We start from the raw sequence: 16,345 nt of genomic DNA, 5'->3' as shown, positions 1-16,345 counted from the left end.
GAGGAATCCGATAGACCCATGCTCAGCCTCGAAGAAGCCCAGTCTCGCGCGGTGGATCTGGTCGCGGCGGCGCGCCGGGCGGGGGCGGATGCGGCGGATGCCATCTATGCCTGCAACGCCTCGACCAATGTGTCGGTGCGCCTCGGCGCGCTGGAGGATGTGGAGCGATCCGAGGGGGAGGAGATCGGCCTGCGCGTCTTCGTCGGCCAGCGTTCGGCCAGCATCTCCGCCTCGGACATGAATCCCGCGACGCTGGCGACGCTGGTGGACCGCTGCATCGCCATGGCGCGGGAGGCGCCGGAGGACCCCTATGCGGGTCTGGCACCGGAGGACCGGCTGTTGCGCAGGAAGCTGCCCGCGCTCGACCTGACCGATCCCTTCGAACCGGAGCCGGCGGACCTGCGGGAGCGCGCCATGATCGCGGAGGAGGCCGCGCGCGCGGTGCAGGGTGTGACCAATAGCGAAGGCGGCGGTGCGGCGACGGGCCGCAGCCAGATGGCGCTTGCCACCAGCCATGGCTTTGCCGGGGCCTATGCCGGGACGAGCCATTCGACCTGGGTCAGCGTGCTGGCCGGAACCGGCGCCGACATGCAGCGCGACCATGCCAGTCATAGCGTCCGCCACATCGCGGATCTGGATGACGCCGAAACGGTCGGCACCCGTGCCGGACACCGGGCGGTGGCGCGGCTCCATCCGGTGAAGGTGGAAAGCGGCGTCATGCCGGTGATCTTCGACCCGCGCATCGGCGCCAGCCTGGTCGGACATCTGATCGGCGGCATGGTCGGCCCGGCGATCGCGCGCCGGTCGAGCTTCCTGCTGGAGTCGCTGGGTGAAAAGCTGTTCAACGCCCCCATCACCATCATCGACGATCCGCTGCGCCCGCGCGGACTGCGCTCGCGACCCTTTGACGGGGAAGGGCTGCCGGTCGAACGCCGGGCGCTGATCGACGCGGGCGTGCTCACCGGCTGGCTGATGGACAGCGCCTCGGCGCGGCAGCTCGGCCTCGAACCCACGGGCCACGCGAGCCGGGGCGGCAGCGGCGCGCCGGGCGCGGGCGTCACCAACGTCCATATGGAACCGGGCACGCTTTCCCCCGGCGAACTGATGGCGGACGTGAAGCGCGGTCTCTATGTCACCGAACTGATCGGCATGGGCGTCAATGGCGTCACCGGCGATTACAGCCGGGGCGCCGCGGGCTTCCTCATCGAAAATGGCGCGGTGGCGCAGGCGGTGTCGGAAATCACCATCGCCGGCAATCTGAAGGATATGTTCCGCGCATTGGTGCCGGCCAATGATCTTCTCTTCCGCTACGGCATGAACGTGCCGACCCTGCGCATCGACGGGATGACCATTGCCGGCGGCTGAGTTTCCCCTGCGCGATCTGGTGGCGGTCGTGTCGGATGCGGCCGACCGCGCCCTGACTCTCTGGGCAGGCGGGGAAACGCGCGTGCGCCAGTGGGAAAAGGTGCCCGGTCACCCGGTCTGCGAGGCCGACCTGGAACTGGACGCGATGCTGCGCGATCGGCTTTATGCGCTCGATCCGTCGGCGGGTTGGCTGTCGGAGGAAACCGCCGACACCGTGCATCGCCTCGATCTGCCGCGCGTCTGGGTGGTCGATCCGATCGACGGTACGCGCGATTATCTGCGCGGCAAGCCCGGCTGGGCGGTGTCGGTGGCGCTGGTGGAACATGGCGCGGTGCGCGTGGGCATATTGGCCGCGCCCGCTCGCAACGAATTGTGGATCGCCCAGGCGGGCGCGGGGGCGACCCGCAACGGCCGGATTTTGCAGGCAGGTCCCCGCACGATGCTGCCGGGTGCCCGCGTTCCCGCCGACCAGCTTCCCCGCCACGACCGCGATCTCGTCACCGTGGACAAGCCCAACAGCATCGCGCTGCGCATGGCGATGGTCGCCGCCGACGAGGCGGATCTGGTCGCCACCGTGCGTTGGGGCAATGAATGGGATGTCGCCGCCGCCGCGCTGATCGCGCAGGAGGCTGGGGCGATCGTCACCGATGCATTGGGCGATCCCTTCTCCTTCAACCGGCCGCAACCGACCGCCTTCGGCCTGCTTTGCGCCGCGCCGGGCATTCACGGCGCTGCGGCGGAACGGCTGGCCCCGCGGGCGCGGGAGATATTGGGGCGGGGATAGTATCGTTCGATCGGTTGCCGGATTTGGTCGGTCGCGGAATGTGCCGAGCGGACCCGCTCCATCATCAAGGCGCGCAGCGCCGCAACGTTTCCGGCGGTAATGTCTCCTTCAGCCGCTGGCGGACTACCTTGGCCCAGATCCGGTATCCCGCCGGGTTCATGTGCACGCCGTCGGGCTGGTAATTGTCGCCCGTTCGCCCGTCCTTCAACAGCGGCGTGGTGATGTCGGCATAATAGGCAAGCCGCGCATGGGGGATGAGCCGCTGCGCCGCGGCGTTGAACAATTGCTGGTCCTGGAAGTTCGCCCGGCGCGTGGGGCTGGGCTTCATCGACAATATCAACACCGGCACGTCGCGCATGGTACGGTCGCGCAACTCCAGGAACCGGGCGAGGTCGCGGACCACCGTGCGAACCGCCACGCCATTGGCGATGTCGTTTTCCCCGGCATAGAGGATGATGGCGACCGGCTGTCCATCCTCTGCGCTATTGGCGAAGCGCGGCAATATGCTGGCATAGGTCGCGTCGTTGATGCCGCGATTATGCGCGATCCACGGCGCCATGTCGCGGTTGAGGTTGGTCCAGCGGTGCATGGACGAACTACCCACGAACCAGAGCGAACAGTCGCCCTGCCGCTGTTCGTCGTCCGGCAGCGTGGCGGTCGCCTCCCGATGATGCTGAAGCGCCAGCCATCCGCCGACGATCAGGCAGAAGATCAATATTGCCATCCCCATCTTGGCAACAGGCGAGGCGTCGAGGCGTTGCAGCAGCGGCGTCTTCATCGAAGGATATATGTAACGCCTTTTTTCCGGCTGGAAAGCAGTCTTTGGTACGCATCGTTAACGATGTGGCAACGGTTGTGACGTTATCGTTCCAATTCGGGGCGTTAGGGCAATATCGTGGCCAAGAATCCGACGATTGACTTGCTGAAAGGCGTGTTGATCCTGCTCGTCATGGGCGGGCATGTGATGGAACTGACCGGCGGCCATGACCTGGTGCTGTGGGTCGGGTCGGGTTTCCGCATGCCGATGATGGTCGGCATTTCAGGCTATCTGCTCAACATCAACCGGACGCGCAGTGATTCCGCTTCCACCCTGTTCTCGCGCTATGGCCGGCGCATGCTGCTGCCCTGGGCCTTTGCCGGCATCGTCTACATGCTGGCCGGGGGGAGGCGCTGCACTGGACCCTGCCCTTCGACCTGCTGTTCCGGCCGCCCTTCCATCTCTGGTACGTGCCCGCGCTGTTCTTCCTGATCATGTTGACGCGGCTGCTGCCTTTTTCGCCGCTGGTGCTGCTCGCCATCGGCACGCCGGTCAGCCTCGCCGTCATGTATGGTTTCGGCCTCGGTCACGGGCCGGTCGGCGACGGCCTGCTTTCGCTCGACAGCCGTTTCCTGCGCTATCCCATTTATTTCTTCTTCGGCATGCTGATGGCGGAACGACGCATTTCCATGCGCTATCTGCCGATCGCGCTGATGGTCGCCGTGCTGGGCCTCCTCTGGTGGTCCGGGCTTTACGACGGCGACAATGAACTGGCCTTCGTCCCGGCAAGGCTGCTGATGTGCCTCGGCCTCATCGCCCTGTTGCCGATGCTCTCGGCGCTGCGGCTCGAATGCGCGCCGGTCAACGCGATCGGGCGCGACAGTCTGTTCTTCTATCTCTGGCACCCGCTGATCATGGGGGGAATGATGATGACCGGCGTGGGGCCCGTGGCGACGCTGGCCCTGTCGATCCTGCTGCTGGCCTTCGCCAACCGGCTGACGGCGCGCGGGACGCTGCTGCCGCTTCTGTTCGGCAGCGTGCCGGAACGGCAGAGCGCTCCGCCTGCGCTGCCCGCCGCGCCGCTACCGGCCTGAGGCGTCAGATCTTGCCATATTTGGCTTCGAACCCGGCCACATCGCCGGCGGCGAGATATTTCGCCTGATCGACCCACTGGTCGCGCACGGGGCGGCCCTTGAAATTGCCCAGCTTCGCGTCGATCGCGGCGATATCCGTCTCGGTCCACCCGGCGATCTGCGCATAGCGGGTGACGCCCAGCTCGATCAGCAGCGTGTTGAGCTTGGGGCCTATGCCTTTCAGCTTCAACAGATCGTCCGCGCCATCCACCGCGCCATCCACCGCGCCATCCACCGCAGCGGTCACGGCCGGAGAGACCGGAATCGGTTCGGGTGCGGCGGCGACGGGTGGGGGGGCGGGCTCGACCGGCGCGACCGCGACCGGCTCGGCCGCAGCGGACCGGACCGGGACGACTTCGGCCGGCTCCGGCGCAGGCGCCGAAACCGCCGGAGCGACAGGATGCTTCACCTCCACAACCGGCGGTTCGGGCGTTTTGCTGCGCCCCGACAGCAGGAAGACGATGCCGATGATGACCAGCAGCGCGATCAGCAGCCAAAGGCCATAGTCCGTGAAAAATTGCATCGCTCGTCCCTCCCTGTCTGACTTTGCCCTATTTAAGGATGCTTGCACGGGCAGGGCAAGGGGATCAGCGCGCCCCTTCCTCACGCGCGACTTCCCGCCAGCCAATATCGCGGCGGCAGAAGCCGGTGGGAAAGCCGATCGCATCGACCGCGGCATAGGCCGCCTGCTGCGCGGCCTTCACCGTTTCGCCGGTCGCCGTGACGTTCAGCACGCGCCCGCCATTCGCAACGATCGCCCCGTCCCTGTCCGCAGTCCCCGCGTGGAAGACCCGCGCCCCGGTGGCCTCGGCGGCGTCGATGCCGGTGATGACCCCGCCCTTTTCCGGCGTCCCCGGATAGCCGTTCGCGGCCATGACGACGGTCAACGCGGTGCGATCGGCCAACTGCACCGGCCCCTGTTCGGCTAGCCTGCCCTGCGCCACGGCAAGCAGCAATTCCACCAGATCGCCGTCGAAGCGCATCATCAGCACCTGGCATTCCGGATCGCCGAAGCGCGCATTATATTCGATCAGCTTCGGCCCCTCGGCGGTCAGCATCAGCCCCGCATAAAGCACGCCGCTATAGGGCATGCCCTCGGCGGCCAGCGTGTCGACGGTCGGGCGGACGATCTTCTCGATCACTTCCGCTTCCAGTTCGGGGGTCAGCACGCGGGCCGGGCTGTAGGCGCCCATGCCGCCCGTGTTGGGGCCGGTATCGCCGTCCCCGACACGCTTGTGATCCTGCGCAGAGCCGAAGGGCAGGATGGCGCTGCCGTCGGTCAGCGCGAAGAAGCTCGCCTCCTCCCCGACCATGAACTCTTCCAGCACCACTTCCGCGCCCGCCGCGCCGAACGCGCCGGAGAACATGTCCTCGATCGCCTCGACCGCCTGTTCGCGCGTTTCCGCGATGATGACGCCCTTGCCCGCCGCCAGGCCATCCGCCTTGATCACCACCGGCAGGCCGAAATCGTCGAGCGCGGCCAGCGCGCCATCCTTGCTGGAAAGCCGCTCATAGGCGGCGGTCGGGATATGGGCGCGCTTGCACAGGTCCTTGGTGAAACCCTTGGACCCTTCCAGTTGCGCCGCCTTCTTGCCCGGACCGAAGACCGGATAGCCCTTGACCCGCAGATTGTCGGCCAGCCCGTCGACCAGCGGCGCTTCCGGTCCGATCACCACCAGGCCGATGCTGTGGCGCAGGCAGAAATCGACGACCGCGCGATGATCCGTGGCATCCAGGTCGACCAATGTCGCATGCTGGGCTATGCCGGGATTGCCCGGCGCGGCATAAAGGGTGTTAAGGGCAGGCGATTGCGCCAGCTTCCACGCCAGCGCATGTTCGCGGCCGCCGCCGCCCAACAGAAGGATGTTCATTTCGCCCATGTCCCCGGAATATGAAGCTGGTTTCGATGTCTCGGGCCGCCTGTTAGCCGAGGAACGCGCAGGGGACAACGCGCCGCCGCTGTCGGTCAGCGAATTGTCCGCCCTGTTGAAGCGCACGGTCGAGGACCGTTTCGGCCATGTCCGCATCCGGGGCGAGATTTCCGGCTTCAAGCGGGCGGGTTCGGGCCACATCTATCTCTGCCTCAAAGACGACAATGCCGTGATCGACGGCGTGATGTGGAAGGGCGGGGCGGCGCGCCTGCCCTTCGCGCCGCAGGACGGGGTGGAGGTGATCGCCACCGGCAAGCTCACCACCTATCCCGGCCGCTCCAAATATCAGATCGTGATCGATCGGATGGAACTGGCGGGCGAAGGCGCGCTGATGGCGCTGCTGGAAAAGCTCAAGCAGAAGCTGGCGGCAGAAGGCCTGTTCGAGGCGACACGCAAGCGCCGCCTGCCTTTCATGCCGCGCGTCATCGGCGTCGTGACCTCGCCCACCGGCGCGGTCATCCGGGACATTCTCCACCGTCTCGAGGACCGCTGCCCGACGCAGGTGCTGCTCTGGCCGGTACTGGTGCAGGGGCAGGGCGCGGCGGAACAGGTGGCGCGGGCCGTGCGAGGTTTCAGCGCGATGCAGCTCGGCGGTCCCTTGCCCCGGCCCGACCTGGTGATCGTCGCGCGCGGCGGCGGCTCGATCGAGGATCTGTGGAGCTTCAACGAGGAAATCGTCGTCCGCGCGGTGGCCGAATGCTCGATCCCGATCATCTCCGCCGTGGGGCATGAAACCGACACGACGCTGTGCGACTATGCCGCCGACATGCGCGCGCCAACACCGACCGCCGCCGCTGAAATGGCGGTGCCCGTGCGGGCCGAATTGCTGGCCATGCTGACCGAGCAGGGCCTCCGCATCGATCGGGCGGTGCGGCGTGGCGCCGCGCAGGCCCGCGAGCGGCTGGACATGCAGATGCGGCTGATGCCCACGCCCGACACGCTGCTCGCGCCCCAGCGCCAGCGGCTGGACCAGCTTTCCGACGGCCTCGCCAGCGGCCTGCGCCACCGCGTCGCCGATGCCCGCGCCCATCTGGGGCAGGCGGGCGGCGCCCTGCGTCCCGCGCTGCTGCGCCAATATGTCAGCCGCGCGGCAGAGCGTGTCGCCCGCCTGCAACTGCGCCCCGACTATCTGGCGCGCGTCTACCAGGACCGCGCGACCGCCTTCGACCGCGTCTCGCGCCTGTTCACCTCGGTCGATCCGGATCTGCCGTTGGCCCGCGGGTTCGCGCGGGTGATGGCGGGCGACCGGCTGGTCAGATCGGTGGCGGATGCGCAGGCGGCGGGTGCCGTCAGCCTGCACTTCCGCGACGGCGCTGTCGGCGCGACGATCGAAGGCGGCACGCCTCTTGAGAAGCCGCCCGTCGAGGCTATATCGTCTCCATCCCGCCCTCCGCGCAAATCGCGCGAAGGGCAGGAAAGCGGACAGCAGGACCTGTTCTCCTGATGCCGTCGCCGCACAAGAAAGGCCGAGTGATCCCATGCTGATGTCCAACCGCGATCGCCCGGCCCGGCTGCATTATATGGCTTACAGCTTCCGCGTGCTCCAGACCGGCGACCATGTCGTCTGCGCCGTCAGCGGGCGGAAGATCCCGCTGGACGATCTGCGCTACTGGAGCATCGCCCGGCAGGAACCCTATGCCAGCGCCGAAATCTCCGCCCAGGCCGAACTGAAGGCGCGCGGCCTTTAAATGAGGAACCGGATCGCCGCCGTTGCGCTGGCGCTGGCCGGCGCGACGGCTGCGTCGTCGGCAGCCCCTTCGGCCAGCCCTCCTTCCGCCACCCGCATCGCCCTCACCGGCACGCCGATCCAGGGCGGCACGCTGATCGGCACCGTGCCGTCGGGAACCGTCGACCTCCGCTTCGACGGCCAGCCGGTGCCGGTCGACGCCGACGGCCGCTTCCTCGTCGCCTTCGACCGCGATGCCGCACCGCAGGCCAGCCTGTCCGCGCGCCTGGCCGATGGCCGCACGCTCGACCAGGCGCTGACCGTAGCGCCGCGCGCCTGGCGGATCGAGCGTGTCGACGTTCCACTGCGTCCAACGAAGAACAGCGAGGCCTTTCTCGCCCTCCGCAAGCCCGAACTGGAACAGATCGCCGCCGCCCGCGCCATCGTGACCGATGCGACCGGCTGGCGCCAGCGCTTCATCTGGCCGCGCACCGGCCGCATCTCGGGCCTGTTCGGATCGCAGCGCATCTATCAGGGGCAGCCGGGCGCCTATCATGGCGGCGTCGACGTCGCGGGTGCCCCGGGCGATCCTGTCGTCGCCCCGGCCGACGGCGTGGTGATACTGGCCGCCGGCCACCCCTTCACGCTGGAGGGCAATCTGCTGATGATCGACCATGGCCATGGCCTCAACAGCGCCTTCCTGCACCTCTCGCGGATCGACGTGATTCTCGGCCAACATGTGCTTCAGGGACAGCGCATCGGTGCGGTCGGCGCGACCGGCCGGGCCACCGGACCCCATCTCCATTGGGGGATGAAGTGGAACGATGTGCGCATCGACCCGCTTCTGCTCGCTGGGCCCATGCCCGGAAATTGAAGCAATATTTCACGGAACTATAATTTTCTTTGTTCGTTTACGCGCGTCGCATGCAAAAGTTTTTCCCGTAAACACAGGCATGCAACAATGTTGTTATACGGCCGTTCAATCACCATTTGGCGCGATTGTGGCATAATTGCTACAGTTTCGATCAAATGCGATTTCCGACGCTAGAGCCTGCTTTACACTCATAAAACGACTGCTCACAGTAGCTGGTAGTACGTGTGAAGAGGGTTTGCTGTCGGGCTCCTTTCGCTCTCTTCACGCGTCAAAAAAGCACGCGGGGCAATCCGCGAGCCTCCAGAGCAAGGGACTGGATAGTGAAGACCATAACCAAGATCGGGCTGCGCGGTGGCGCGGCTCTTCAGGCGTTGACTCTCGTCGGCGCCGGCCTCGCGGCCTTCTCCGCACCCGCTTTCGCCCAGGCGCCTCAATCTGCTCAGACCGCTGATGACAGCGCGCCGGCAGACACCATCATTGTCACAGGCTCGATCACGCGCAATCCGGCGGCCGCCACGGCGTCGCCGGTGGTGTCGATCACCGCCGACGATCTTCAGAAGCGCGGCATTCCCACCGCGACCGAATATCTTCAGACGTTGACCGCCAACAATGCGGGCACCATCCCCCCGAGCTGGTCGGCCTTCGGCTTCACGACCGGCGCAAGCGCGCCTTCGCTGCGCGGTTTCAACAACTCCTACACGCTCGTCCTGTTCGACGGCATGCGCACGGCCGTTTATCCGCTGGCCGACGATACGCAGCGCAACATCGTCGACATCAACACGATTCCGAACTCCATCATCGGCAACATCGACACGCTGCTCGACGGCGCCTCGGCGACCTACGGTTCCGACGCGATCGCCGGTGTGGTCAACGTGATCACCAAGCGCGAGATCAAGGGCCTGCACCTCAATGGCTCGATGGGCATCTCGCAACGCGGCGACGCGGGTGAGCAGCGCATCAGCGGCAGCTACGGTTATGGTGATATCGACGAAGATGGCTTCAACGTCTACGTCAGCGCCGAATATCAGCATAATGACTCGCTCTACTCGAACCAGCGCGGCTACCCGTTCAACACCGCCGATCTGAGCCGCATCTGCGGCACTGCGGAGCAGGGCTGCCTGACCAACGCGATCCGCAACGGCATCCAATATGACGGCAGCTACCTCGGCTTCCAGGGCACGCAGGCTAACGCGGTGCGACCATTCGATCCGAACAATCTGACCACGCCGCTTGACGCTCGCTATCAATATCTGAACGGCTGTAACGGCCTGGGTTCCATCACCCTGACTCCCGGCCAGCTCACGTCGACGGCGCCCGCCAATGGCGTAGTCTGCCAGGAAGACACCGTCGTCGGCAAATATCAGATGTACAATGCGGAGATCACCCGCCGGGGCGGTACGCTACGCGCGACGAAGGCTTTCGGTGACTCGGAAGTCTTCGCGATGTTCAACTATTACAACACGACGACCTTCAATGAAGGTTCGCCGCGCGGTTGGGCCACTTCCACGGCGGCAGGCGGCCGCCGCGTGACGGTAAGCCGCATCTTCCTGCCAGCTTATGTCTGTCCGCAGGGGACGGCGGTGGTCGGCGCCAACCCGGCAACCGGCAATATCAGCGGCGACCTGGTGGCGTCCGGCTGCAACGCCGGTAACGGCGTTCTCAACCCGAACAATCCGTTCGCGGCTTCCGGCAACGTCGCCCAACTGCTGGGCGTGCCCGATCGTGGTATCCAGACCTTGACCAATTCGAAGGTCTATCGTGCTGCACTTGGTGCCCACGGTACCTTCGGCGAGGGCTGGGAATATAATCTCGGCGTAACGGCGTCGAAGGTGAATCTGGATGTCACCAATCGCAACTACATCTACCTGCAGGGTTTGATGAATGCGATTGCGCAGGGAACCTACAATTTCGTCAATCCGGCGGCGAACAGCCAGGCTGCGATCGACCAGGTGTTCCCGGAACAGCACAAGACTTCCACCTCGAAGCTGTTCCAGATTCAGGGATCGCTCGCCAAGGATGTCTTCGAACTGCCAGGCGGCATGCTGAACGTCGCGGTGGGCGGACAGTTCCGTCATGAAGCGCTGAACAATCCGAGTTCGAACCCCGCGGACGACGCGAACCCCTACGCGCGCTATTATACGATCAATGCCGTGGCGGTTCAGGGCAAACGCGACATCTGGTCGGCTTCTTATCAGATCGCGGCGCCGATCCTCGATTCGGTGCGCGTGAAGGCGTCGGGTTCCTATGAGCATTATTCGACTGGACAGAAGGCTTTCTCGCCCAAGTTCGAAGCCGAATTCACGCCGATCAAGGAACTGAAGCTGCGCGGCACCTGGTCGCGGGGCTTCCGTGCGCCGAACTTCAACGAATCGTTCCAGTTGCCGGGCACCGGCTATACCGCTGCCACGATCGTCTGCTCGCAGCCGACCTATGCGGCGTTCTGCGCCGCGCACGCCAGCAACCCCACCTATTACACGGGTGGCTATTCCCCGGGCCTCACATCGTCGGGTAACCCCGACCTGAAGCCGGAGAAGTCGACGGCCTATACGCTGGGTGCGGTGTTCCAGCCGCGCTCGAACATGACCTTCACGGTCGATTACTGGCGGACCAAGATCAAGAATCTGATCGTTCCGGCCTCGGCCTCGGCCGAGATTTACGAGCAATATTATACCAATAATGGCGTCGTGAATATTCCGGGCATCAACGTGATCCCGGGTGCAGCCGACCCGCAGAACCCGAACGCACTGCCGCTGCTGGGCTTCATCGAAGCGCCGTTCCGCAATGCGAACGCTTTCCTGGGTGAAGGCATCGATCTGTCGGCCGACGTCAAGCTGCCGATCAGCAACACCGTCACGCTGCGCAGCGTCGCCAATGCATCCTACCTGATGAAGCTCCAGCAGGAGAATGACGACGGTACGGTGTGGCGCGCTGACGGCACGCTCGGTCCCTGCGGTTGGACGTCCTGCTCGGGTGCGCCGAAATGGCGTGTGACCTGGCAGAACACGCTGGACTTCAACGACAAGTTCAGCTTCACGCTGACGGCCAGCTACACCGCCGGCTATTCGCCGACGGCGGCTGACTCCGGTGGCACCTACAAGGACTGCGCACAGAGCGCCGCGGATGGCCAGCTCATCGTTTACGACAATGGCGATCCGGTGCAGTGCCATGTCAAGGCGACGTTCAACCTTGACGCCCATACCGAGGTCAAGGTTGCCGACAGGTTCACCCTGTACGCGGACATGCTCAACGTCCTGAACGATCGGCCGCCGCTTGACGTGAACGCAGGCTACGCCATCTATCAGTTCAACCCCGCCTGGGCGGACCGTCTGTTCATCGGTCGGTATTTCCGCGTCGGCGCGAAGGTCGATTTCTAAATCGACCTGACCTGGAAATGATGAGGGCGGCTTCCCGATGGAAGCCGCCCTTTTTCATATCCGGAGGGACGTTCCTGAACGTTAGCCAATACCCAACTTCAACGCCCCATCCCCTTCATCGACCCGCACCGTCGACCCGTCCGGCACCTCGCCGCGCAGGATCAGATCGGCCAGCGGGTCCTGCAAATAACGTTGCACAGCCCGCTTCAACGGCCGCGCACCATAGACCGGATCGTACCCGACCCGTCCCAGCCAGGCCCGCGCCCCATCCGTCAGGTCCAGCGTCACCTTGCGGTCCTTCAACAGCTTGCCGATCCGCGCCACCTGAATGTCGACGATCGGCGCCATATGGGCGGCACCCAGCCGATGGAACAGGATCACCTCATCCAGCCGGTTCAGGAATTCCGGCCGGAAATGCGCCCGGACGATGTCCATCACCTGATCCTCGACCTTCTCCACCGGCTCGTCGTCGGCGAGGGAGGCGATGAACTGGCTGCCCAGATTGGACGTCAGCACGATGATCGTGTTGGTGAAGTCCACCGTGCGGCCCTGTCCATCGGTCAGGCGGCCATCGTCCAGCACCTGCAACAGCACGTTGAACACGTCGCCATGCGCCTTTTCGACCTCGTCGAACAGCACCACCTGATAAGGGCGGCGGCGGACGGCCTCGGTCAGCACGCCGCCCTCCTCATAACCGACATAGCCCGGAGGCGCGCCGATCAACCGCGCGACCGAGTGCTTCTCCATGAACTCGCTCATGTCGATGCGCACCATCGCGCTGTCGTCGTCGAACAGGAATCCCGCCAGCGCCTTGGTCAGCTCCGTCTTGCCGACGCCCGTGGGGCCGAGGAACAGGAACGACCCCAGCGGCCGGTTCGGGTCCTGCAAGCCCGCCCGCGAACGGCGCACGGCGGTCGACACGGCCTTCACCGCATCGGCCTGCCCGATGACGCGACGCCCCAGTTCGGCTTCCATGGCGAGCAGCTTCTCCCGCTCCCCCTCCATCATCTTGTCGACGGGGATGCCGGTCCAGCGGCTGACGACGGAGGCGATGTCCTCCGGCGTCACTTCCTCGCGCAGCATCGCACCCTGGGTGACGTTCTGCGCCTCTTCCAGTTTGCGCTCCAGTTCGGGGATGCGGCCATAAGCCAGCTCGCCCGCCTTGGCGAGATCACCGGCGCGCTGCGCCTGGTCCAGTTCGACGCGAGCGGCGTCCAACTGTTCCTTGAGCTTGCTCTCGCCCGCGATCTTGTCCTTCTCCGCCTGCCAGCGCTGGGTGAGTTCGGCCGACTGCTGCTCCAGATTGGCAAGGTCCTCCTCCAGCGCTGCCAGACGGTCCTGCGAAGCCTTGTCGGTCTCCTTCTTCAGCGCCTCCCGCTCGATCTTGAGCTGGATGATGCGGCGGTCGAGCGTCTCGATCTCCTCGGGCTTGGACTCCACCTCCATACGCAGCCGCGAAGCCGCTTCGTCCATCAGGTCGATGGCCTTGTCCGGCAGGAAACGGTCGGTGATGTAGCGGTTGGAAAGCGTCGCCGCGGACACGATCGCGCCGTCGGTGATCCGCACGCCATGGTGCAGCTCATATTTCTCCTTGAGCCCGCGCAGGATGGAGATGGTGTCCTCCACCGTCGGCTCGCCCACGAAGACCGGCTGGAACCGCCGCTGGAGCGCGGGGTCCTTCTCGACATATTTGCGATATTCGTCGAGCGTCGTCGCGCCGATGCAGTGCAGTTCGCCCCGCGCCAGCGCAGGCTTCAGCAGATTGCCCGCATCCATCGCACCTTCGGACTTGCCCGCGCCGATCAGCGTGTGCATCTCGTCGATGAACAGGACGACCTGTCCTTCCGCGCCCTTCACCTCGTCCAGCACGCCCTTGAGGCGCTCCTCGAACTCGCCGCGATATTTGGCGCCCGCGATCAACGACCCCATGTCGAGCGCCATCAGGGTCCGGTCCTTCAGCGTATCGGGCACGTCGCCATTGGCGATGCGCAGCGCAAGGCCCTCGGCAATGGCGGTCTTGCCAACGCCGGGGTCGCCGATCAGGACGGGGTTGTTCTTGGTCCGGCGCGCTAGAATCTGGATGGTCCGCCGGATTTCCTCGTCGCGGCCGATCACCGGATCGAGCTTGCCGTCCCGCGCCGCCTGCGTCAGGTCGCGGGCGAATTTCTTGAGCGCGTCATAGCGGTCCTCCGCCCCCGCCGTATCGGCGGTGCGCCCGCCGCGCAGGGCGTTGATCGCGGCATTGAGCCCTTCCGCCTTCACGCCCGCAGCCGCCAGCGCCTTGCCCGCCGCCGTGGTGGTGGCAAGGGTCAGCGCGAGGAGCAGCCGCTCCACGGTGACGAAGCTGTCGCCCGCCTTGCCCGCCACCTGCTCGGCGGAATCGAGCACGCGCACGGCATCATTGTCGAGGCCGGGGGTCTGCTGCGCGCCGCTGCCGGAAACGGACGGCACCTTGGCCAGCGCCGCATCGGTTTCGCGCAGCGCCACGCCAGCGTCGCCGCCCGCCGCCTTGATGAGGCCTGACGCCATGCCCTGCTGGTCCTCCAGCAGCGCCTTCAACAAATGCTCCGGGCTGATGCGCTGGTGGCTCATCCGGATCGCGACGGTCTGCGCCGACTGGAGAAAGCCCTTGGCGCGGTCAGTGAATTTTTCGAGGTTCATAACGTCCCCTTGCGAACTTGGTCCTTCGTGAAACTGGTCACGATGTAATGTTGCATAAAAGCAACACAAGGGGCGCTACGCAAATATCCCTAACCGCGTTCAATTCGCGACGAGGTTCATGGTTTCACCGCCTTGGGCACACCCGGCGCAAAGGCATCTCCGAAAAAATCGCCCTTATACCAGCGCGGTGCCTCCGGTTCGTCGGCAATCTCGCGGGCGATGGCATAGTTGACCTTGGCGAACTTGGCCGCCGCCTCCCAGTGGAAGGGCAGGCTCATCTGGTCGGAGGGCTGGTGATAGTCGGTCTTGAGGAAATGTTCGAACGCTTCCCGTCCCGGCCCGGCGAATCCGGTCATCAGGAACACCGCCGGCACCCCTTCCTGCACGAAGCGATAATGGTCGGACCGGGTGAACAGCCCCTCGGCGGGCAACGGATCGGGCGATAGCGAGACGCCCTCCGCCCTGGCGGCCTTCTCCACGATCGGGCCAAGGGTTGAATGCTCCGCGCCGAACGCCACCACATCCTGGAAATCATAGGTCAGGATCGGCATGTCCAGATTGACCACGCCGACCAGCTTCGCGCCCTGCGGCAGCACGGGATTCTTCGCCAGGAACTGCGACCCCAACAGTCCATCCTCTTCCGCCGTCACCGCCGCGAACAGGATGGAGCGCTTCGGCCGTTCCCCGCTTTGCGCAAAGGCCTTCGCCACCGCCAGCATGGTCGCCACGCCGGAGGCATTGTCCATCGCGCCATTATAGATCTTGTCCGGCCCCTGGGCGCTTTCCTTGACTCCCAGATGGTCGAGATGGGCCATCAGCAGCACATATTCCCCGGCCAGCGCCGGGTCGGATCCGGGCAGCACCGCCAGCACATTGCGGCTGGGCGCCGTCTCGACGGTGCTGGTGCGGTCGATCCGGACGCTGGGCTTGAGCGCGAAGCCCCTTGGCCGCGCACCCTTCTTCTCCGCCTGCGCGCGGATCATGGTCAGGGTCTTGCCCGACCCGGCGAGCAGCGCCTCGGCCGCCGCCCCGGTCACGGTCCCGGTGCCGCGAATGGCCGGGGTGCGGACATAGGGTTGGCCCGATGCGTCGAGCCAGCTCACTGTCGGGCTCTGCGCCCGCTCGCGCAGCTTCTCCCAGGCCGTGCGGTTGAGATAGCTGGCGGTGGGGATGGTGATCAGGCCGATCGCGCCCGCCTGCTGCGCGGCCAGTGCCTTTTCGGAGGCGAGATGCGCGCCGATCTCGCTCGGCATGCCGATCGGCGAACCGGAAAGTGCGACCGCGAACTTGCCCTTGAGATCAAGGCCCGCATAGTCGTCGATCTTCTCCCGATCGGATTTCAGGCCATATCCCACGAACACCGCCTGCGCTCCGATGCTCTGGCGTAGTTCGCGGCCGAAAGCGGCGATCGCGACGTCTTCGCCATTGGCGAAGCGCCTGTCCCCGATGGTGAGCGAAGGCGGGGACGCTTTGTCGAGCTGTGCGACGGCGAGCGTCACCGGTTGATACCAGCTATTGGGTACGGCCTGTTGCAGGCCCAATGTTTCGAACCGCGCGGCGACATAGCGCGCGGCGATGTCATAGCCGCGCGTCCCGGCATCGCGGCCTTCGAGCAGATCGTCGGCCAGGAAGCCGATATCGGCACGGATGGCTTCCCCCGTGATGGCGGGGCCGGTTTCGGCAGAGGCGAGGCTGGGGGTGGCAAGCGCAAGGGCGAGGGAGGAAGCGAAGGCGAAGGAGCGAAGGCGCATCGGGTGCGAAACCTCTCTTTTATGGTCGAATGGGGAGCCTAACGTGCCG

The 16,345-nt window shown here is 65.6% G+C and carries 11 protein-coding genes and 1 pseudogene; 7 read left to right on the top strand and 5 right to left on the bottom strand.

Annotation, left to right across the window (positions count from 1 at the left end):
- Positions 1-18 precede the first annotated feature (18 nt).
- Entirely contained in the window at positions 19-1,365 is a 1,347-nt protein-coding gene (locus tag CAF53_RS07175) for a TldD/PmbA family protein (RefSeq protein ID WP_100237694.1), read from the top strand.
- Positions 1,352-2,149, top strand: a complete 798-nt coding sequence (locus CAF53_RS07170) for an inositol monophosphatase family protein (protein WP_100237693.1) — start codon at positions 1,352-1,354, stop codon at positions 2,147-2,149. Before CAF53_RS07175 ends, CAF53_RS07170 begins: the two co-directional genes overlap by 14 nt.
- 64 nt (positions 2,150-2,213) lie before the next feature.
- Here the strand turns inward: CAF53_RS07170 and CAF53_RS07165 are convergent, their stop codons facing one another.
- The gene (locus CAF53_RS07165) at positions 2,214-2,927 is read right to left on the bottom strand and encodes a GDSL-type esterase/lipase family protein (protein WP_100237692.1); all 714 of its coding nucleotides are present in this window, start codon (positions 2,925-2,927) and stop codon (positions 2,214-2,216) included.
- 171 nt (positions 2,928-3,098) lie between these two features.
- Between CAF53_RS07165 and CAF53_RS07160 the strand changes: the two are divergent.
- Positions 3,099-4,000: pseudogene (locus CAF53_RS07160) on the top strand (acyltransferase family protein).
- 4 nt (positions 4,001-4,004) lie between these two features.
- On the opposite strand, the gene CAF53_RS07155 reads toward CAF53_RS07160, so the two are convergent.
- Together CAF53_RS07155 and purD are read right to left on the bottom strand one after the other, a co-directional pair.
- Positions 4,005-4,562, bottom strand: coding sequence for a hypothetical protein (locus CAF53_RS07155; RefSeq protein ID WP_100237691.1), 558 nt, complete (start codon positions 4,560-4,562; stop codon positions 4,005-4,007).
- Between the two features lie 64 nt (positions 4,563-4,626).
- Complete coding sequence (purD, locus tag CAF53_RS07150) at positions 4,627-5,910, bottom strand: phosphoribosylamine--glycine ligase (RefSeq protein ID WP_100238727.1); 1,284 nt, start codon at positions 5,908-5,910, stop codon at positions 4,627-4,629.
- Between the two features lie 7 nt (positions 5,911-5,917).
- Here purD and xseA point away from each other — a divergent pair, with 7 nt between their 5' ends.
- The 4 genes from xseA (at position 5,918) to CAF53_RS07130 (ending at position 11,884) form a co-directional block, all read left to right on the top strand.
- Positions 5,918-7,414, top strand: coding sequence for an exodeoxyribonuclease VII large subunit (xseA, locus tag CAF53_RS07145; protein WP_100238726.1), 1,497 nt, complete (start codon positions 5,918-5,920; stop codon positions 7,412-7,414).
- Between the two features lie 34 nt (positions 7,415-7,448).
- A complete protein-coding gene (locus tag CAF53_RS07140; RefSeq protein WP_013848005.1) occupies positions 7,449-7,658 on the top strand; it encodes a DUF2093 domain-containing protein in 210 nt (69 codons plus the stop codon).
- Entirely contained in the window at positions 7,659-8,510 is an 852-nt protein-coding gene (locus CAF53_RS07135) for a M23 family metallopeptidase (protein ID WP_100237690.1), read from the top strand. It abuts the gene before it with no gap.
- Positions 8,511-8,830: 320 nt separating this feature from the next.
- Complete coding sequence (locus CAF53_RS07130) at positions 8,831-11,884, top strand: TonB-dependent receptor (protein ID WP_242443399.1); 3,054 nt, start codon at positions 8,831-8,833, stop codon at positions 11,882-11,884.
- 81 nt (positions 11,885-11,965) lie between these two features.
- On the opposite strand, the gene clpB is transcribed toward CAF53_RS07130, so the two are convergent.
- Both clpB and CAF53_RS07120 read right to left on the bottom strand, forming a co-directional pair.
- On the bottom strand, positions 11,966-14,545 hold the full coding sequence (clpB, locus tag CAF53_RS07125) for an ATP-dependent chaperone ClpB (protein WP_100237689.1): 2,580 nt from the start codon (positions 14,543-14,545) through the stop codon (positions 11,966-11,968).
- Positions 14,546-14,661: 116 nt separating this feature from the next.
- Positions 14,662-16,296, bottom strand: coding sequence for a M28 family metallopeptidase (locus tag CAF53_RS07120; protein WP_100237688.1), 1,635 nt, complete (start codon positions 16,294-16,296; stop codon positions 14,662-14,664).
- Positions 16,297-16,345: the final 49 nt, after the last annotated feature.

The organism is Sphingobium sp. LB126, assembly GCF_002795205.1.
Lineage (GTDB): Bacteria > Pseudomonadota > Alphaproteobacteria > Sphingomonadales > Sphingomonadaceae > Sphingobium > Sphingobium chungbukense.
Note: the sequence above shows the minus strand (reverse complement) of the source record. Positions and strands in the feature narration are given on the sequence as shown.